18 protein-coding genes and 1 tRNA gene are annotated in these 19,443 nt (G+C 70.1%); 15 read left to right on the top strand and 4 right to left on the bottom strand.

Going from position 1 to position 19,443, the window contains the following annotated elements; all coding sequences use genetic code 11:
* Both QZV84_RS10610 and QZV84_RS10605 read left to right on the top strand, forming a co-directional pair.
* Positions 1-72: transfer RNA gene (locus tag QZV84_RS10610), tRNA-Met, on the top strand.
* 360 nt (positions 73-432) lie between these two features.
* Positions 433-1,437, top strand: coding sequence for a TerC family protein (locus QZV84_RS10605; protein ID WP_292829242.1), 1,005 nt, complete (start codon positions 433-435; stop codon positions 1,435-1,437).
* Between the two features lie 98 nt (positions 1,438-1,535).
* On the opposite strand, the gene QZV84_RS10600 is transcribed toward QZV84_RS10605, so the two are convergent.
* Positions 1,536-2,651, bottom strand: a complete 1,116-nt coding sequence (locus QZV84_RS10600; RefSeq protein ID WP_292829240.1) for an alpha/beta hydrolase — start codon at positions 2,649-2,651, stop codon at positions 1,536-1,538.
* Between the two features lie 161 nt (positions 2,652-2,812).
* Here QZV84_RS10600 and QZV84_RS10595 point away from each other — a divergent pair, with 161 nt between their 5' ends.
* Complete coding sequence (locus QZV84_RS10595) at positions 2,813-4,489, top strand: glycosyltransferase family A protein (protein WP_292829238.1); 1,677 nt, start codon at positions 2,813-2,815, stop codon at positions 4,487-4,489.
* On the opposite strand, the gene QZV84_RS10590 is transcribed toward QZV84_RS10595, so the two are convergent.
* Positions 4,486-4,860 (bottom strand): SHOCT domain-containing protein, encoded by a 375-nt coding sequence (locus QZV84_RS10590; protein ID WP_292829237.1) that lies wholly within the window; start codon positions 4,858-4,860, stop codon positions 4,486-4,488. The genes QZV84_RS10595 and QZV84_RS10590 overlap by 4 nt on opposite strands.
* Positions 4,861-4,999: 139 nt before the next feature.
* Positions 5,000-6,466, bottom strand: coding sequence for a cardiolipin synthase (gene cls, locus QZV84_RS10585; protein WP_292829236.1), 1,467 nt, complete (start codon positions 6,464-6,466; stop codon positions 5,000-5,002).
* A 131-nt stretch (positions 6,467-6,597) separates the two neighbouring features.
* On the opposite strand from cls, the gene QZV84_RS10580 reads away from it, so the two are divergent.
* Positions 6,598-7,440 carry a DUF2510 domain-containing protein gene (locus tag QZV84_RS10580; protein ID WP_292829235.1) on the top strand — a complete coding sequence of 281 codons (843 nt, stop codon included), beginning with the start codon at positions 6,598-6,600 and terminating at the stop codon, positions 7,438-7,440.
* A 6-nt stretch (positions 7,441-7,446) separates the two neighbouring features.
* Here QZV84_RS10580 and QZV84_RS10575 read toward each other — a convergent pair whose 3' ends face one another.
* Positions 7,447-8,727, bottom strand: a complete 1,281-nt coding sequence (locus tag QZV84_RS10575) for a glutamyl-tRNA reductase (protein WP_292829234.1) — start codon at positions 8,725-8,727, stop codon at positions 7,447-7,449.
* Positions 8,728-8,836: 109 nt separating this feature from the next.
* Between QZV84_RS10575 and hemE the strand changes: the two genes are divergently transcribed.
* The 11 genes from hemE to QZV84_RS10520 are packed head-to-tail and all read left to right on the top strand — an operon-like array spanning position 8,837 to position 19,275.
* Positions 8,837-9,913: a uroporphyrinogen decarboxylase gene (gene hemE, locus QZV84_RS10570; RefSeq protein WP_292829233.1), complete on the top strand. Its 1,077-nt coding sequence runs from the start codon at positions 8,837-8,839 to the stop codon at positions 9,911-9,913.
* A 2-nt stretch (positions 9,914-9,915) separates the two neighbouring features.
* Complete coding sequence (locus QZV84_RS10565; RefSeq protein WP_292829232.1) at positions 9,916-11,265, top strand: FAD-dependent oxidoreductase; 1,350 nt, start codon at positions 9,916-9,918, stop codon at positions 11,263-11,265.
* A gap of 8 nt (positions 11,266-11,273) precedes the next feature.
* Entirely contained in the window at positions 11,274-11,948 is a 675-nt protein-coding gene (gene hemQ, locus QZV84_RS10560) for a hydrogen peroxide-dependent heme synthase (protein ID WP_292829231.1), read from the top strand.
* Entirely contained in the window at positions 11,945-13,129 is a 1,185-nt protein-coding gene (locus QZV84_RS10555; RefSeq protein ID WP_292829229.1) for a ferrochelatase, read from the top strand. The genes hemQ and QZV84_RS10555 overlap by 4 nt, the downstream gene beginning before the upstream one ends.
* Positions 13,126-14,073, top strand: a complete 948-nt coding sequence (gene hemC / locus QZV84_RS10550; RefSeq protein ID WP_292829227.1) for a hydroxymethylbilane synthase — start codon at positions 13,126-13,128, stop codon at positions 14,071-14,073. Before QZV84_RS10555 ends, hemC begins: the two co-directional genes overlap by 4 nt.
* Before the next feature lie 19 nt (positions 14,074-14,092).
* A complete protein-coding gene (hemB, locus tag QZV84_RS10545; protein WP_292829225.1) occupies positions 14,093-15,091 on the top strand; it encodes a porphobilinogen synthase in 999 nt (332 codons plus the stop codon).
* Positions 15,085-16,428, top strand: a complete 1,344-nt coding sequence (locus tag QZV84_RS10540) for a glutamate-1-semialdehyde 2,1-aminomutase (protein WP_292829244.1) — start codon at positions 15,085-15,087, stop codon at positions 16,426-16,428. Before hemB ends, QZV84_RS10540 begins: the two co-directional genes overlap by 7 nt.
* Positions 16,429-16,433: 5 nt before the next feature.
* A complete protein-coding gene (locus QZV84_RS10535) occupies positions 16,434-17,240 on the top strand; it encodes a sulfite exporter TauE/SafE family protein (protein ID WP_292829223.1) in 807 nt (268 codons plus the stop codon).
* Positions 17,241-17,278: 38 nt separating this feature from the next.
* Positions 17,279-17,728, top strand: coding sequence for a MaoC family dehydratase N-terminal domain-containing protein (locus tag QZV84_RS10530; RefSeq protein WP_292829221.1), 450 nt, complete (start codon positions 17,279-17,281; stop codon positions 17,726-17,728).
* A complete protein-coding gene (locus QZV84_RS10525; protein ID WP_292829219.1) occupies positions 17,725-18,135 on the top strand; it encodes a MaoC/PaaZ C-terminal domain-containing protein in 411 nt (136 codons plus the stop codon). Before QZV84_RS10530 ends, QZV84_RS10525 begins: the two co-directional genes overlap by 4 nt.
* 3 nt (positions 18,136-18,138) lie before the next feature.
* A complete protein-coding gene (locus QZV84_RS10520; protein ID WP_292829217.1) occupies positions 18,139-19,275 on the top strand; it encodes a UDP-N-acetylmuramate dehydrogenase in 1,137 nt (378 codons plus the stop codon).
* The last annotated feature ends 168 nt before the right edge of the window (positions 19,276-19,443 follow it).

The raw sequence follows: 19,443 nt of genomic DNA, 5'->3' as shown, positions 1-19,443 counted from the left end.
CGGGGTAGCTCAGTTGGTGAGAGCGCACGACTCATAATCGTGAGGTCGCGGGTTCAAGCCCCGCTCCCGCTACGAACGACAATGCCCCCCTGGTGCGGCCTTTTCGTTCGTATGCCGGCGGTGGGGGACAAGCCCGCTCCTCTGCCACCCACCACGGTGCGCTGCGCACGCAGATGACGTTGCCCGGAACGACCTCGTCCGCGACCTCCGCTCGGGGGCGCTGGCGCGCGGTCGTCCGCCCGCTGACGCGCACTCGGCGATCTCTCAGAAGCCGGTGAGCGGTTTCCACTAAAGTCGCAAGAGCAAGGGGAGTACTCCCACACGGTCGGCCCGTCATTACGGATGCGCATCGCATCCCGGGTCACCGGTCCTCGATCTCGGGGATGGAGAAGACCTTGGCGTCGTCAGTCCACGCCGAAGTCTGGAGTCCTCATGAACGTCACCCTTCTCGTCTGGATCGTCACCATCGCGGTGACGATCGCCTTCTTCGTGTACGAGTTCTATGCGCACGTGCGCAAGCCTCATGAACCGTCGATCGGCGAAGCGGCCCGCTGGTCGGCCTTCTACATCGGCCTCGCCCTCCTGTTCGGGGTCGGCATCGGCGTCGTGTCAGGGTGGACCTACGGCGGTGAGTACTACGCCGGCTACCTGACCGAGAAGGCGCTGTCGATCGACAACCTGTTCGTGTTCCTGATCGTGATGACCGGGTTCGCGGTGCCCAAGATCTATCAGCAGAAGGTGCTGATGATCGGCATCGTCATCGCCCTGGTCATGCGCGGGGCCTTCATCGCCGTCGGGGCCGCGCTGATCGAGAACTTCTCGTGGATCTTCTACCTTTTCGGCGCGCTGCTGCTGTTCCTGGCCTACCGGCAGGCGTTCGCGCACGGCGAGTCCGACCCAGCGAACGGCCGCTTCATGCGACTGGTCCGGCGCTTCCTGCCGGTGAGCGACGAGTACGACGCCGACAAGCTGACCGTCGTCCGGAACGGTCGCCGGTTGTTCACCCCGATGTTCCTGGTGATCGTCGCGATCGGTTTCGTCGACCTCATCTTCGCGGTGGACTCGATCCCCGCGATCTACGGCCTGACCGAGGAGGCGTACATCGTCTTCACGGCCAATGCCTTCGCCCTGATGGGCCTGCGGCAGCTGTACTTCCTCATCGGCGGCCTGCTCGAGCGCCTGGTCTACCTCGCGCAGGGCCTCGCGGTCATCCTCGCCTTCATCGGCGTGAAGCTGCTCGTCCACGCCCTGCACAAGAACGAACTGCCCTTCGTCAACGGCGGCGAGCCGATCACCGTGATCCCCGAGATCCCGATCTGGCTGTCGCTGCTGTTCATCGCCGCGACGGTCACGGTCGCCACCGTGGCGAGCCTGCTCAAGACCCGCCGACAGGAACCCGCGATCAAGAGCGGTTCGGATGCCGGCGCCTCTCGCTGATCCGCTGTGGGGGGTTCTCGGAGCCCGGCGTGCGAAACCGCCCCGCAAGGGAAGAATCCGGCAGGCCGGGCCGGCGACCCATTCAGAGCCGGGTACATCTAGCTGCCCGATCGGGGCGCCGCGCCTGACACGTCGTGCAGCCGAGCCAGGGTCGCCACGACATCGCTGTGCCAGCGCCGTGCGGCGGGCAGCACACCGGTGAAGATCGCGGTGTCATGGGTCACGCCCAGGTATTGCACCGCGCTCGCCGCCACTCCGGCCGCGCGCAGCTTCGCCGCGTACGCGATACCGTCGCCGCGCAGCGGGTCGTATTCCGCGATCAGGATCACCGCCTCGGGAAGCCCGGCGTGCGAACCCGCCCGCAGGGGGGAGGCCAGCGGGTTCTTCGCGTCGGACGCGCGCGCAAGGTAGGTCCGTGCCACCGATCTCAGCTCGCGCAGCGCGATGACGCTCGGGATGCCGAGAGCCCGCGTCGCCCGCAGATCGAGGTGGCGGCCCGTGAGGTCGGCCACGGGCACCTCGAGCAGCACCAGGCGGATGGGCACCTGGGTGCGGTCGCGGTTGGCGATCGTCAGGGCGGCGGCGATCGACGCGCCCGCCGAGGTGCCGGCGACCCCGAGGCGCTCGGGGTCGATCCCGAGTTGCGCGGCGTTGTCGTGTAGCCAGATGAGCGCCGCGTGGGCCTGCTCGATCTGGGTCGGAAAGCGGTGCTCCGGCGCGAGCGCGTAGTCGACCGCGACCATCGCGACACCGGCGTCGACAGCGCGACGCCGGTTGGCGGCATCCGTCGTCGGATAGTCGATGCCGCCGATTCGGAACGCGCCGCCGAAGAACGTCAGCCACGCCGGAACCGGCCCCGCCGGCTCAGGGTCGGGATGATAGATGCGCACGCGGACGGACGGGTAGCCCTCGACGGGCACGTCGTGCTCGGTGATGCGGACGTCGGGCCCTGCCGTTCCGACGGTCTTCAGCTCGTTGCGGTCCCAGGCCAGAGCGGCGCGACGATGCTTCGCGCGTGCCCGACTGTGCGCGGACCCGGCCGGTTGCGGAAGCCGAGGTTCCGAGGTGACCGTCACCTCTGCTGCGGCGGAGCGCGACCACCCCAGGGGCGATCCCCCGGTCGTCATACGCCTGCGGAACGCATCGATGCGCTGGCGGATCAGGTAGCGCCGGTGCACCCGCAGTCGTTCGGCGAAGAACGGGTCGAGCGGCATTGCGAGCTCCTCGGGGATGGGGCTTCCATCGTAGGCGAGCAGTTCAGCAGGCCCGGCGAGAGACCGCCTGCACCACCGCGCTGTGGAGCGCAACCCCCTGACTCCGCGGGCACGGTGCTGTTGAATGAAAGGATGAGCAACTCGTCGTCACGGCCGAGCGCGTGAATCATCTTCCCGGTCCGTCGTTGACCGTGCGGGTGAGCGTCGTCGTCCCGGTCTTCCAGCCGGGCGCGGGCTTCGATGAACTGATCGCATCGCTCGATCGCCAGAGCCTCGACCCGTCGCAGTTCGAGGTCATCCTGTGCGATGACGGCTCCGGCTCAGCCACGCTCGAACGGCTGGAGCGGGTCGCCGCCGTCCGCCCGAACGTACGCGTGCTGCCGCTCCCGCACACCGGCTGGCCGGGCACTCCGCGCAACCACGGCATCGATGCGGCATCCGGAACCTACGTCTTCTTCGCCGACCAGGACGACCGCCTGTTCGAGTCCGCGCTCGAGCAGCTCTGCGACTACGCAGACCAGAACTCGTCGGACGTGGTGGTCGGCAAGGTCGTCGGCGTCGGCCGCGCGATTCCGAAAGCGATATTCCGGCGGGACGTGTCGGCGGCAGCGCTCGGCACGGATCCGCTGCTGGAACTCCTGACACCGCACAAGCTGTTCCGCACCGCGTTCCTGCGGCGCAATGACATCCGGTTCCCCGACGGCCGCGTGCGGCTCGAAGACCACCTCTTCGTGATGAAGGCCTACTTCGCCGCTCGCACGATTTCGATCCTCGCAAGTGTGCCCTGCTACGCGTGGATCAAGAACGAGGGCAGTGCGAGCTCATCCCGGATCGACCCCGAGGCGTACTTCCCGCATCTGGAGAGCGTGCTCGATCTGGTCGAGGAGAACACCGAACCGGGGCCCTTTCGCGACGAGCTGCTGCGTCATTGGTATCGCGGGAAGATCCTCAAGCGCATCGGCGGGCGAAGGATGCTCCGCTACCCCGCGGACTACCGCGAGCGGTTCTTGGACGTCGTCACGCCGATCGTGCGGGCGAGATTCTCCCCGGCTGTGGAGCAGGGTCTGACGTTCCCGCTGCGGATCCGCTCCGCTCTGCTGCGCGAAGGGCGTCGCGACGAGCTGCTGCGCCTCGCCGGGTTCGAAGCCGAACTGCGCTGCGAGGCCGAGTGCATGACTGCGAGATGGACGCGTCTGGGGAAACTCGACCTGTCGGTGCGATTCCGGTTCCTGAGGGAAGGACGGGACGCCCTCGTCTTCGAAGACGCTGTCGGCACGACGATGGATGCCGCGCGCTCGGGCGACGCGCACGCCGCTGTGTGGCGACCCCCAGCAAGCCTGGCCGCCGTTCTCGACCGCGAAGCCCTCGACGCGCGCCGGGATCTGCGCCATGACCGCGCCGACCTGTTCGTCCGCGACGGTTCCGGGGCCGGGCGTCGTGTTCGCGGCCGGCTGTCACGCGGCGGGACGGCCGCGACATTCACCATCGATCCCGTGCGAATGTTCGGACGCGCGGATCGCTCGCCCGGCGGACCGGTCCTGGTTCAGGTGCGGCACGCCGGCTGGAACTTCGAGACACCGCTGACCGCCCAAGCCGGAGTGGTAGCCGACCTCGGACGCGCGCCGCTGCTCGCGGGGCGTTCGGTCGAACTGCGCAGGGCGCCGGACGGCACGATCCGGCTGCGTCGGCACTGGCCTCGAGGTCGGGCGAAGGATGCGGTCGCCCGCGCGGCGCGATTCGCCTGGGCGGTCGCGCGCAGAGCGTCACGGCCCCTGCGGAAAGCGAACGTCCCCCGTACCCTCCGCGATGAGGGCACGGGGGACGTCGGCGCCGGTTAGGCCAGTGCCTTCGCCTTGAGACCGTCGAACTCGGCCTGGGTGATGGCGCCGGAGTCGAGGAGCTTCTTCGCGGACTCGATCTCGGCCGTCGGTGAAGACCCGGCGACCTCGCGGATGTAGCTGTTCTGGGCAGCCTGTGCGTCCTTCATTTCGGCGACGCGACGCTCATTCATGCTGCGTCCGCGGGCGATCAGATAGATGAAGGCGGCGAGGAACGGCAAGAACACCAGGAACAGCACCCACAGAGCCTTGGCCCCGCCGTTCAGACCCGGGTCGCGGAAGACGTCGGTGATGATCGTGATGAAGATCCAGATGCACGCGATGAAGATGTAGACCCAGAAGATCCAGATCAGGAATTCCCAAATGTTCACTTGACTGCCTTTTCTTTCGGTGGCGGCGAGGTCGCAGCCGATGATGAGGCCAACCTATCGAGCCGCCGTGAGGAGCGGCATCATGCGGATGGGGTGACTTTCCGCATGTCCACGCGAGGAGTCGACCGCGCCCAGGTCGTCAGTTCACCGCCGAGGTGAGCCGGGCCAGACCGTCGAAGAAGGTCGCCCTCAGCGGCTCCTTCCGCCATTGCGCGAGCGTGAGCTCGCGACCGGCGTCGCGGTAGCCCTGCTCGACTTCGCGCATTGCGTGCACGAACGACTCGCCCCGCACGAGCAGCGAGGATTCGGCGTTGAGGCTGAACGAGCGGATGTCCATGTTGCTCGAGCCGATGAAGGCGATGTCCTCGTCGATCGACATGTGCTTGGCGTGCAGGATGTAGGGCGCCGGGTACATGAAGATGCGCACGCCTGCCTCGAGCAGGTCGCTGTAGTAGGAGCGCTGCGCGTGCCCGACCAGCCACTGGTCGGCCTGCTCGGACACGAACAGCTGCACGTCGAGGCCGCGTTGGCATGCCGTCGTGATCGCATAGACCATCGCCTCGTCGGGCACGAAATAGGGGCTGGTGATGATGACCTTCTCGGTCGCGCCGTAGATGAGGGACAGGAACATGCGCAGGTTGTTCTCGGTCTCGTAACCCGGGCCACTGGGCACGACCTGGCACAGCAGGGCATCCGCTGCGGTCGAGCGCGCGATCTCCGGTGCCGGCACGTGGTCGGTGAGGCGCTCGCCGGTCTCGATGAACCAGTCCGAGAGAAAGACGGTGTTCACGCCTGCGACGACCGGCCCCGTGATCCTCGTCATCAGCTCCTGCCACTGCAGACCGCGCTTGATGTTCTTGGGGGAGTCGTAGCTGCGCGCGATGAGGTTCTGCGACCCCATGAACCCGACGCGCCCGTCGACCACGACGAGCTTGCGGTGGTTGCGCAGATCGGGCCGCTGGTATTTGCCCTTGAAGATCTGGACGGGGAGCATCCACGACCACTTCACGCCGATCCGATCCAGCTCGGCGAAGGTCTCCTTGCTGCCGGGGATCTTCGCCGAGGACAGGTGGTCGGCGAGGAGGCGAACCGTCACCCCCCGGGCGACCGCTCGCTCCATGGCGGCGAAGAAGCCGCGGGTGGTCTCATCCCACGCGACGATGAAGAACTCGACGTGCACGAAAGTCGTCGCGGTGTCGATCTCGGCGGTCATCGCGTCGATCGAACCCTGATAGTCGCCGAGGAGTGTCGCGTGGTTGCCGAACGATGCGGGGATGCCGGTGAGCTTCTCGTTCTGCAGCACGACCCGCTGGAACCACCGCGGCCACGAGTCGTCCATCGTCGCGAGGCCGGCGTCGCGGACGGTCTCGCGGATGACCTGATCGATGCGCGCCTGCTCGTCCCGGCGCTTCTTCGGGAGCTTGAAGGTGCCGATCAGCAGGTACAGGATGATGCCGACATAGGGGATGAGGAAGATCGCGAGCAGCCATGCCATCGCCGCCGTCGGCTTGCGGCGCCTCGGGATGACGATGAGCGCCGCGACCTTGATCGCGAAGTCCGCCAGCGCCGCGATGGTCCAGACGAGGTTGGTTCCTGAGTTGTCCATTTGCGGGTCACGCTATCGCTTCGCGCGAAGCGATGCCTCATCCGATGAGGACGAAACGCCCGGACGGCGCTCGGATAGGCTCTGACTGCGACCGGCGACCCCCGAGGCGGCGGCGCGAGAGGGACGAGCGCATGGCCACGACACCGCCCGGCTGGTATGACGACGGACGCGGCGCACTGCGCTGGTGGGACGGTGCCCAGTGGACCGAGCACGTCCAGGCGCCCGATCCGGAGCCCGCCGTGGACGCGCACCACGAACCCGCGCCCACTCTCGAGTCCGCTGCGATGCCGGATGCCGGCACCCCGGCGACCGCGACCCCCTTCGCCCCCGGCGAGCTCGCGCCGGAAGAGCTCGCCCCCGCGGCCACTTATCCTCCGTCGGCCCCTCCCGGGTATCCCGGCGGCTTCCCGGGCGGTTCCGCGCCGTCCGGCGCGTTCATCTCGGCGACCGAGCCGAAGAAGTCGAAGATGTGGATCCTGTGGGTCGTGATCGGAGTGGTGCTGCTCGGAGTCGTCGTCCTCGCCGCTGTGCTGCTGCCGATCGTGATCGGACTGTTCGGCGGTGTCGCCGGCGGCGGCAGCAGCGGTGCAGCCAGCGATGACCAGGCCGCCGCGGTCGCCGCGGTGGAACTGTACGACGAGGCGTGGGGCACCGCGGACTGCGAGAAGTTCCAGGCCGCGACGACCGAGGGCTTCCGCGAAGTGCTGCAGCTGCCGGACTGCGCCTCCTTCACGGCCGCATCGCAGGGTTTCATCGACTCGGTGCAGGACTACGAGCTCACCGTGACATCGGTGGAGAACGACAGCGACGAGCAGATCACCGTCGTCACCTCGGAGACCTACACGAGCATGTTCGACGACCAGGGCAACCCGGCCGAAGAGGCTCTGCCCTACGAGGACAAGTACGCCTACATCGTCGTTCCGGCCGGCGACGGCTGGGCGATCAACGAGGCCCTGGACGCAGGCGACGAGTGATGCAGGTCACGCGGTGCCGGTCTCGGCGGCCCCTGACTCCTCGGCGACCGGCCGCAGGGGCGTGATCGACCCAGCCTGCGCGGCCGGGTCGATGCCGAAGACCGCGGCCAGACCTGCCTCGAAGTTCGCGACCCTGCCGCCTGCGGCCAGTTCGCGGGCGCGCTGCGTCGGATCGTGCAGCAGGGCTCCGGCGAAGTGGCGCAGAGCCTCGGCGACGGCGGCGGACTGTGCGGCCGGGGCCGACTTCGAGGCGAGCCGCGTGAGTTCGCTGTCGAGCGCATCGAAGACATGGCGGCGCAGGGCCACGATCGCCGGCGCGGCGATCTGTTCGGCTGCGAACGCGTCCGCAGCCGACGAGACGAGTTCGCGCGCGGTCGCGTCGGGCGCGAGCTTCGGCAGCCGCGCGTGGGTCGCGATCAGCTCCAGGTCCATGAGCTCCACACCCGGGAGTCGGCCGACTGCCGGATCCACGTTGCGGGGCAGCCCCAGATCGATGATCGTGCGGCGGGACTCGTCGGGGATGTCGTCCACGGTCACGGTGTAGGTGTTCGTGCAGGTGATGACGATCTGGGCCGCGGCGACGGCACCGCGCAGGTCGTGCTCCGCGCGCATGTCGTACTTCTGTGCGAACTGTTCGGCGCGGCCGGTCAGGGAGTAGACGGCGAGTGCGGAGACACCGAGCGTGCGCAGGGTCGCCACGGTCGTGGCGGCGTAGTTGCCCGTGCCGACGATGAGCGCCCGGGTCTCACGCCAGTCGGTCACCCGGGTGCCGGCGAGCTGCAGCGCGAACTGCACCAGCGACCGGCCGGCCTTGCCGAGCGAGGTCGCAGTGCGCACATCGCGCGACACTTTCGCAGCCCGCTGGAACGCGGTGTCGAGTTCGGGTGTCGTGACGTGCGCGCCGCGAGCGGAGTCGTAGGCGCGCCGCACCTGTCCGGCGATCTCCTCCTCGCCGACGGCGATGGACTCCAAGCCCGACGTCACGGCGAACAGGTGGTGCAGCGCAGACGTGCCGGCGAGCACCTCCGCGCGGTCTCGCAGCGTGTCGTGCGGCAGGTCGGCGGCGCCGGCCAGGGTGCGCAGAGTGGCCTCGGCGATGCTCGTGTCGGCACCCGGAGATACGTCAAGATACGCCTCGACGCGGTTGCAGGTGGATACCAGAACCGCACCGTGAGCTCGGCCGTCTTCGATCAGCTTCCCCGCTGAGGTCGCGGTCACCGCCTCGGAGAGGCGACCGAGCAGATCGAAATCCGCTGTGCGGTGGGAGACGGAGACGCAGAGGAGCACCCCTCCATCGTACGGAACTGTCGCCGAAGGAAATGCGTGAGCGCAATTCCCGGACATCACCCGACCCCGCGGGCAACCTGGGCCGCGCGGCAGTGGGAGAATGGAGCATATGTCTTCCCCCGCGTCGCACCCGCTCGATGACGGTCGGACCACCTCATCGGCGCTGATCACCGCACTGCGCGGTCAGCGCCCCGAGCGCACTCCGGTCTGGTTCATGCGTCAGGCCGGCCGCAGTCTTCCCGAGTACCGCGCGCTGCGCGTGGGCACATCGATGCTCGACGCGTGCCTGAACCCCGAGCTCGCGAGCGAGATCACCCTGCAGCCGGTTCGCCGCCACCGTGTCGACGCGGCGGTGTTCTTCAGCGACATCGTGATCCCGCTGCGCCTCGCCGGGGTTCCGGTCGAGATCGTCGCGGGGCGTGGCCCGGTGCTCGAAACGCCGATCCGCACGGCATCCGACATCCTTCGCCTGCGCCCCATCGACCCCGCCGCGCTGGACCCGATTCGCGAGGGGGTGGCGCGCACCGTCGCCGAGCTGGACGGCACTCCCCTCATCGGGTTCGCCGGGGCGCCCTTCACATTGGCGTCGTACCTGGTGGAAGGCGGCCCATCCAAGGATCAGCAGCGGGCGCGCAGCCTGATGGTCTCGGACCCGCACGCGTGGGCTCAGCTGCTCAACTGGTGCGCAGACGTGTCGGGGGCCTTCCTGCGGGCGCAGGTCGAAGCAGGCGCCAGCGCCGTGCAGCTGTTCGATTCCTGGGTCGGCTCGCTCTCGCGACACGACTACCAGCGCCGTGTCGCCCCCCACTCGCGCCGGACGCTGTCTGCGCTGCGCGGTCTCGACGTGCCGATCATCCATTTCGGTGTGGGCAGCGGCGAGGTGCTCGACCTGATGGCCGGGATCGGCGCCGACGCGGTCGGAGTGGACTGGCGCATCCCGCTCGATGAGGCGTCCCGGCGACTCGGCGGCAATGTCGTCGTGCAGGGCAATATCGATCCCGCGTGGCTGGGCGCCCCCTGGGACAAGCTCCAGGCGCACGTGCTCGACGTGCTCGAGCGCGGCAAGTCCGCCCCGGCTCACGTGGTCAACCTCGGGCACGGGGTTCCCCCCGACACCGACCCGGAGGTGCTCACGCGCATCGTCGGCCTCGTGCACGAAGCGTCGGTCGGCGCCCTCGTCGCCTGACCATGGCGTCCCGACCGATGCAGCCCGCATCAGAACCCCCCACGACGTCGACGACCGAGTCGGCACGGATCGTCGTCGTCGGCGGCGGCGTGGCCGGGCTGATCGTCGCGCGTGATCTGGCCCGCGCCGGATTCGCGGTGACCGTCGTCGAGGCGTCGCAGCGCACGGGCGGTCAGCTCGCGTCGACCCGGGTCGCCGGGATCGAGGTCGATGCCGGCGCGGAGGCCTTCGCCACCCGCGGCGGAGCCGTCGAAGCACTGGCCGTCGAGCTGGGTCTCGCGGCGGACATCGTCCGTCCCCTCGACTCGCCGGCCTGGCTGGTGGGGCGCGGAGGCAGATCTCGGCCGCTGCCGGCCGCCAGCGTGCTGGGCATCCCGGCCGATCCGCGTGCGCCGGACGTCGTGCGCGTCATCGGCCGGCCGGCCGCGTGGCGGGCCCGATTCGACGCCGTGCTGCCGCTGCGGCATCCTGATTCCTACCGCACCGTCGGCGACCTCGTGCGCCGGCGAATGGGCGCCGGTGTTGCGCGTCGGCTTGTCGCGCCCGTCGTGCGGGGCGTGTATTCGACGACGCCCGACGCCCTCCCGCTCGAGATCGCCTCGCCCGGGATGCGCGATGCGCTGCGGGCCGCAGGTTCGCTGGGTGCGGCCGTCGGCCGGCTGCGAGCGGCCAGTGCGGCCGGGTCGCAGGTCGCGGGTCTGCGCGGCGGGGTGCACCGGCTCGCGGCGTCCCTCGCCGACGACGCCCTCGCGCACGGCGCCCGGATCGTGCTCGGCGCGCGGGTCGCCCGCGCCGACGCGACCGGGGTCTGGCTCGACAGCGGCGAACGGGTCGAGGGCGGGGTCGTCTTCGCCGCCGCCGACATCGCCGCTCCCGCCACACGAACCCGGACCATCATCGTGGCCATCGCCGTCGTGGATGCGCCGGAGCTCGACGGCGCGCCCCGCGGCACCGGCGCTCTGGTCGAGGCGGGGGCGGAGGGCATCACTGCGCGCGCGTTCACGCACTCGTCGGCGAAGTGGACGTGGCTCGCCGACGAGCTCCCGCCCGGCCGACACGCCGTGCGGCTCTCATACGATGGGATGCCGGATGACCCCGAGAACACGGTGCACACCGATCTGCGCGCGATCACCGGCGCGAGGATCGATCGCCTCGTCGGACTCGACATGCGGACGTGGACGAGAACGCTCGAATCACTGCCCGTTTCGAATGGCCTGGATGCCGTCGGAGAGGCGGCCTCCGTCACCGGACTGGCCTCGATCGTGGCGGGCGCGCGGGAAACGGCGCGCGAGATCGCCGAACGGAACAGCACTGACGTGACAGCCGCCCGATCGGGCGGCGCGGAAGGATGACGATGACGATGACGAACGAGACTCAGGCGACGGTCGGCTACACACTGTGGGCGGTCTTCGCCCGACCGGTCGGAGCCCCCACTGCAGCGGATGCGGCGCCGTCGCTCTCCGACGCGATCGACGCGCTCGCCGCGACCGGCGTCATCCTGCGCGGGATCTACGACGTGTCCGGACTCCGCGCCGACGCCGACGTCATGCTGTGGCTCACCGGCGACGACGCGCAGCGCCTGCAGGCCGCGCTGCGCGCGCTGCGGCGAACCGCTCCGTTCGCGCCGCTGACCCCGCGGTGGAACGCGCTCGGCGTGCACCGCGACGCAGAGTTCACCCGCGACCACACGCCGTCGTTCCTGCGCGGGCTGCCGCCCAAGCAGTGGGTGACGGTCTACCCCTTCGTCCGCAGCCTCGACTGGTACATCCTCCCCGAGGACGAGCGACGCGGCATGCTGGGCGAGCATGGCCGGATGGGCCGGGACTTCCCCCAGGTGCAGCCGAATACGGTCGCCTCCTTCGCCCTCGGCGACTACGAGTGGATCCTCGCCCTCGAGGCGGACGACCCGATCGATCTGGTCGACCTCATGCGGCACCTGCGCGCCACCGAGGCGCGGCGACATGTCCGCGAGGAGATCCCGTTCTTCACGGGTCGGCTCATCGATCTGGACGAGCTGGCCGAGGTGCTCTCATGAGCGCCGATGATCCGAGCACGATCCTGGCGGCGAGCCCAGCCGCAGCATCCGGTCTGCCGCACGTCGTGACGCCGACCGCGTACGACGGCATTCTGCTCGCCGGGTTCGGCGGGCCGGAGGGGCAGGACGAGGTCATCCCGTTCCTGCGCAATGTCACCCGCGGGCGCGGAATCCCGGACGAGCGGCTCGAAGAGGTCGCCCATCACTACCGGCACTTCGGCGGGATCAGCCCGATCAATTCACACAATCGCGCGCTGAAGGCCGCGCTCGAAGCCGAGCTCGCCGCGCGCGGCATCCCTCTGCCGGTGTACTGGGGCAACCGCAACTGGGCGCCGTTCCTCGACGAAGCGGTGCAGGATGCCGCCACCGCCGGTGACACGACGCTTCTGGCGATCGCCACGAGCGCGTACAGCTCTTACTCCAGCTGCCGCCAGTACCGCGAGGATCTCGCGCGCGTGCTGGAGGCGACCGGCCTCATCGGCACCGTGACGATCGACAAGGTGCGCCAGTTCTTCGACCACCCCGGCTTCGTCCACGCGTTCTCCGAGGGGGTCACAGCCGCCGTGAAAGAGCTGGTGGGCGACGGCGTCGCGGCGGACCGCATCCGCGTCCTCTTCTCCACCCACAGCATCCCGACCGCCGACGCGCAGCGCTCCGGTCCCCGTGACCGCGACTTCGGTCCGGGCGGCGCATACGCGGCGCAGCACGAGGCGGTCGCCGGGTTCGTGATGGCTGAGGTCGCGGAGGCGGTGCCTGCCGCCGCCGAGACCGGGTGGGAGCTCGTCTACCAGTCCCGTTCCGGCCCGCCCACTCAGCCGTGGCTCGAGCCCGACGTGTGCGACGTGATCGGCGAACTGCCCTCCCGCGGCGTCGACGCTGTGGTCATCGTGCCCCTCGGGTTCGTGAGCGACCACATGGAAGTCCTATGGGACCTCGACACCGAGGCGATGGAAGCGGCCGAAAGGGCGGGCATCCGGGCCGTGCGCACTCCGACGCCGGGCGTCGACCCCGCGTTCGTGAGCGGTCTGGTCGACCTGGTCGAAGAGCGCCGGAACGGCACGCCGGCGGCTGATCGCCCGCACCTGACCGACCTCGGACCCTGGTTCGACGTCTGCCGGCCGGCATGCTGTGAGAACGTCCGCGCCGGGTTCACGCCGGCGATCTCGGGAGTCGCCCCATGACGGCCCTGTTCAAGCCGGGCGCGCCGATGCGCGTCGGGACCCGGGCCAGTGCGCTTGCAGTCGCGCAGACGTCTGCGATCGCCGTGCAGCTGGGAACGCACGAACTCGTCACGATCACCTCGGAGGGCGATCGCTCCTCCGCGCCGCTGGCCTCGATGGGCGGCGCCGGCGTGTTCGTCTCGGCGCTGCGCGATGCGCTGCGCGCCGGCGAGGTCGACGTCATCGTGCACTCGTTCAAGGACCTGCCGACGGGGCCGGCCGACGGGATCGTTCTGGCAGCCGTGCCGCTTCGCGCCGATGCTCGCGACGCGCTGGCCACGCGCGACGGGGTGACGCTGGCCAAGCTCGCGCGCGGCGCACGAGTCGGGACGGGCTCGCCGCGACGGCGGGCGCAGCTGCTCGCCGCACGTCCGGACCTCGAGGTGGTCGGCATCCGCGGCAACGTCGACACGCGGCTCGGGCGCCTGTACGACGCCGACGACGACCGCCGGGTCGATGGTCTGGTCCTGGCCGCCGCGGGCCTGCAACGGCTCGGCCGGCTCGGCGACGCATCCGAACTGCTCGATCTGGCGAGATGGCCCACCGCGCCGGCGCAGGGCGCGCTCGCGCTGGAGATCCGGGCCGATGCCGCCCCCTCGCTCGTCGAGCGTGTCGGCGCCGTCGACCACGCACCGACCCACCGCGCGGCCACGGCAGAGCGCGGGGTGCTCGCGCGGCTGGAGGCGGGCTGTTCTGCGCCGATCGCGGCGCACGCCACCCTTGCGCACGGCGTGCTCACCCTCACGGCCACGGTGTTCGCGCCCGACGGTCAGAGCGAGCTCACGATTGCCGAGACCGGCGCGGCGGACTCCGACCGCGCGGCGCTCGAGCTCGCCGACCTCGTCGCGCTTGCCCTGCTCGAGCGGGGCGCGGCCGCGCTCGCGCCCCTGGGCAGCGCCCGATGAGCCCTGGAAGGACCCGCGCATGAGTGAGACCCCCGTTCCCGAGATTCGTCCCCGCCGCACGCGCGCCACCCCCGCGTGGCGACGGCTCGTCGCGCAGACGCGGCTGCATCCCGCCGACCTGGTCCTGCCGATGTTCGTGCGCGAAGGCGTGAGCGAGCCCGTGCCGATCTCGTCGATGCCCGGAGTTCTCCAGCACACCCTCGACTCGCTCAAGGCTGCTCTCCACGACGCCGCCGACGCCGGTGTCGGCGGCGTGATGCTCTTCGGCGTGCCCGAGCACAAGGACGCGCTCGGCTCGGGCGCCGACGATCCCGACGGGATCCTCAACGTCGCCACCAGGGTCGCCGCGGCCGAGGTCGGCGACGCCCTCGTCGTGCAGACCGACCTGTGCCTGGACGAGTTCACCGACCACGGGCACTGCGGCGTGCTCGATTCCGCCGGCCGGGTCGACAATGACGCGAGCCTGGAGCGCTACCGCTCGATGGCTCTCGCGCAGGCATCGGCGGGGTCGGCGCTGCTGGGGCTGTCGGGCATGATGGACGGCCAGGTGCGGGCGGTGCGCGACGTGCTCGACGCGAACGGACACGAGGATGCCGCGATCCTCGGCTATGCCGCGAAATACGCCTCGGCGCTCTATGGACCGTTCCGCGAGGCCGTGCAGTCATCGCTCGAAGGCGATCGCCGCACTTACCAGCTCGATCCGGCCAATGGTCGTGAAGGCGTGCGCGAAGCGTCCATCGACATCGACGAGGGCGCCGACGTCGTCATGGTCAAGCCCGCCTCGCTGTACCTCGACGTCCTGTCGCGCGTGGCCGCGGCATCCCCTGTTCCGGTCTGGGCGTACCAGGTCAGCGGCGAGTACTCGATGATCGAGGCGGCGGCCGCGAACGGCTGGATCGATCGCGAGCGCGCCGTTCTCGAATCGCTCGTCTCGATCCGCCGTGCGGGCGCCGACGCGATCCTCAGCTACTGGGCGGTCGAGGCCGCGCGCCTGATCCGCGACGGGGGCCGATCGTGACCAATGAGACCGAGTTCGCCCGGGCGCAGGCGGTCATCCCCGGTGGCGTCAACTCGCCCGTGCGCGCCTATCGATCCGTCGGCGGAACCCCCCGGTTCCTGGTGTCGGCCCGTGGGCCGTATGTCACCGATGTCGAGGGCCGGGAGTACATCGACCTGGTCTGCTCGTGGGGGCCGGCGCTGCTCGGTCACGCGCATCCGGAGGTCGTGGCCGCGGTGCAGGATGCCGCCACCCGCGGTCTCTCGTTCGGTGCCACGACTCCGGGTGAAGCCGAGCTGGCCGAACTGCTGCGCGAGCGCACGACCGTGCTCGGCACGCGCCTGTTCGACCGCGTCCGCCTCGTCTCCACCGGCACCGAAGCGACGATGACAGCCGTCCGGCTCGCTCGGGCAGCCACCGCCCGCGATCTGATCATCAAGTTCGCCGGCCACTATCACGGACACTCCGACGGACTGCTCGCAGAGTCGGGGTCGGGGGTGGCCACTCTCGGTCTGCCGGGCTCTGCCGGGGTGCCGGCCGATGTCGCCGCGCTCACGATCGTGCTGCCGTACAACGATCTGGCCGCCGTGGAGGCGACGTTCGCGGCGCACCCCGGCCGGATCGCCGCGATCATCGCCGAAGCTGCCGGTGCCAACGCGGGAGTTCTCGTGCCCGCCGACGGGTTCAACCAGGCGCTGTCCGACCTCGCGCACCGCGAAGGCGCGCTGCTCATCCTCGACGAGGTGCTCACCGGCTTCCGGGTCGGGCCTGCCGGCTGGTGGGGTCTCGAGGCCGAGCGCGCGGGTGGCGCCCTGTGGACACCTGATCTCGTCACGTTCGGCAAGATCGTCGGCGGCGGCCTTCCGCTCGCCGCCGTGGCAGGCCGCGGCGACATCATGGAGCTCCTGGCCCCGCAGGGGCCGGTCTACCAGGCCGGCACGCTCAGCGGCAATCCGCTCGCGGTCGCGGCGGGCCTCGCGACTCTGCGTGCCGCCGACGCCGGCGTGTACGCGCGCATCGACCACTCGGCGGCGCGCCTGGCGGGAGCCGTCGAAGACGCGTTCGCAGCGGAAGGATCGCCGGTCCGGGTCTCTCGTGCGGGCAGCCTCTTCTCGCTCGCGTTCCGCGACGGCGCCGTGCGCGACTACGACGACGCGAAGGACCAGGACGTGTGGCGGTACGGCGCGTTCTTCATGTCGATGCTCGCGCAGGGCATCAGCCTGCCGCCCAGCGTCTTCGAGGCGTGGTTCCTCTCGGCTGCTCACACCGACGTCGAGCTCGATCGCATCGTGGCCGCGCTGCCGGCGGCCGTGCGGGCTGCAGCGGTCAGTGACCCTCGCCCCGAACCGGCAGGATGAGAAGCATGCCCGACATCGAAGCGCCCGACACCTCCGAGCCGAAGGGCGCGAAGTACATCTTGACCTGCCTGGGCATCGGCCTGCTGGCCGGGCTCCTGTCGGGACTGTTCGGCGTCGGCGGCGGCACCGTGATCGTGCCGCTGCTGGTCCTGGTGCTCGCCTACAACCAGCGGCTCGCGGCCGGCACCTCGCTCGCGGCGATCATTCCGATCGCGTCGGTCGGGGTCATCTCGTACGCCATCCATGGATCCGTCGCGTGGATCCCCGGCCTCATCCTCGCCGCGGGGGCGGTCGTCGGTGCGCAGATCGGCACCTGGCTTCTGCCCCGGGTGCCGCTGGCCGCACTGCGCTGGAGCTTCATCGGGTTTCTCGTGGTCGTGATCGTGAGCTTGTTCATCGTCGTGCCGTCCCGGGACGCGGGCCTGCCGCTGAACGCCTTCACGATCGCGGGACTCGTCGTGCTGGGCGTGGCCACCGGGACCGTCGCGGGACTGATCGGCGTCGGCGGCGGCATCGTCGTGGTGCCGGCGCTCATGCTGCTGTTCGGCACCAGCGACCTCATCGCGAAGGGCACCTCGCTGCTCATGATGATCCCCACCGCGATCTCGGGAACCGTCGGCAACCTCCGCCGCGGCAATGTGGACCTTCTCGCGGCCGCGCTCATCGGCATCGCCGCGTGCACGACCACTGCGCTCGGGGCCTGGCTCGCCACCGTGGTCGACCCCTTCTGGGGTAACGTGCTGTTCGCCGCCTTCCTCACCTTCATCGCCGTGCAGCTCGGTGTGCGCACGGTGCGCGAGCGGCGCGCCTGAGCCTGCGAGCTCCGATCGCCGCTCAGTAGACTGACACGGTGCCAGTGAACCCCGAGCTCGTCGGGCGCGTCTTCCCCCCGACAGCGCCCTACCTCGTCGGCCGCGAGAAGGTGCGCGAGTTCGCGCGTGCCGTGTTCGCGAACGACCCGCAGCACGTCGATCCCGCCGCCGCGCGGGCCCTCGGCTACGCGGACGTGATCGCCCCGCCCACCTTCGCGATGGTCGTGCAGGACCAGACCCTCCAGCAGCTGCTCGCCGAGCCCGATTCGGGCATCGTGCTGCAGAACCTCCTGCACGCCGAGCAGCGCTTCCGCTACAGCCGCCCCATCGTCGCCGGCGACGAGCTGACCGCAACGCTCTCGGTCACCGCCGTCCGCGAGATGCGCGGCAGTGCCATGGTCACGAGCGAGGCCGAGATCACGGATGCCGCCGGCCGGCATGTCGTGACCGCGACCTCCGTCCTCCTGGTCGGGGAGGACGGGAAATGACCGCCGCCGGCATCGCCGTGGGAGAGATCGTCGCGGAGCGCACCGTCCACCTGACGCGTGAGTCGCTGGTGCGCTATGCCGGCGCCTCGGGCGACTTCAACCCGATCCACTACCGCGACGACGTGGCGGCATCCGTCGGTCTGCCGGGGGTGCTCGCGCACGGCATGCTCACGATGGGTCTCGCAGTCCAGACGATCGTGCCGTGGCTCGGCGACTCCGGACGCATCCTCGACTACGGCGTGCGCTTCACCCGGCCCGTGGTCGTGGACCCCGAGACCGGTGCCGAGCTTCGCATCGTCGCCAAGGTCGGCGCGGTCCAGGACGAGGCCGCGCGCATCGACCTGACCGTGACCCACGGCGAGACGACCGTGCTCGGCAAGGCGCAGGTCCGCGTGCGACTGCTTTAGCCGATGCCCGACGTCGAACCCATCCCGCTCGCCCGGCTGACCTCGCTGCGCACCGGCGGCGTACCCGGGCGCATGATCGAGGCGCACACCGCCGACGAGCTCGTCGGCGCCCTGCGAGAGGCATGGGCGGAGGGCGAGCCGCTGCTGGTCGTCGGCGGAGGGTCGAACCTGTTCGTCGGCGACGAACCGTTCGAGGGCACCGTCGTGCGTGTGCGGACGACGGGCATCGAGCGGATGCCGTCCCCTCGCCCCGGCTTCGTCCGGCTGCGCGTCCACGCCGGGCACGACTGGGACGACCTCGTGGCCTATGCGGTGGCCGAAGGACTCGCCGGGATCGAGGCGATGTCGGGCATCCCGGGAACCGTCGGCGCCGCGCCGGTTCAGAACATCGGCGCGTACGGGCAGGAGATCGTCCAGACCCTCGTCGAGGTGCAGCTCATCGACGAGAGCACCGGAGACATCTCGACGGTGCCAGCCGACGAGCTGGGGCTCGGATTCCGCACGTCGGTGTTCAAGCAGCACTACGGCTCGGTCGCGCAGCGCGCTGCGGTGATCCTCACGGTCACCCTCGAGCTCGCCGACGTCGGCCACGGCGATCGCCCCGTGGCCGGAGATCAGCTGCGGACGGCTCTCGGTCTCGAGCCGGGTGCGACCGCCTCGCTCGCCTGGGTGCGCGACCACGTGCTGGCCACCCGTCGGCGCAAGGGCATGGTGCTCGACCCCGACGACCCCGATACGTACAGTGCGGGCTCGTTCTTCCAGAACGCGATCGTTTCGGCATCCTTCGCCCGAACCCTGCCCCCCGAGTGCCCGCGCTGGCCGGTGACGCCCGACCTCGACCCCGTTCTGGTGATTCCGCTTGCGGCCTACGACGGGTACGTTCCCGCGTCGTCGACCGAGGAGTCCGATGTGAAGGTGAGCGCCGCGTGGCTCATCGAGCACTCCGGGCTGCGCAAGGGCTTCAAGCTGCCCAGATCGCGCGCCGCGCTCTCGAGCAAGCACGCTCTCGCCCTGACGAACCGGGGCAACGGCTCGGCCGAGGAGCTCGCGCAACTCGCGCGCTTCGTCCAGGGTCGCGTCCAGGCCGAGTTCGGGCTCATCCTTCAGCCAGAGCCGGTACTGGTGGGCGTCGAACTGTAGTGCGGCGCCCTCGCTGTGCGGGGTGATCCCGCACTCGGTGGCAGACCACGTTCCAGGACATCCGAACCCTGACCGAGCGAGCCGGGGCCCGGATCGTCGATGGCGACAAGCGAACGGAATCAGGCGCTGAACAGATCAGGCGCTGAACAGATCAGGCGCTGAACAGAT

Source organism: Microbacterium sp. (genome assembly GCF_011620715.1).
Classification (GTDB): domain Bacteria; phylum Actinomycetota; class Actinomycetes; order Actinomycetales; family Microbacteriaceae; genus Microbacterium.
Note: the sequence above shows the minus strand (reverse complement) of the source record. Positions and strands in the feature narration are given on the sequence as shown.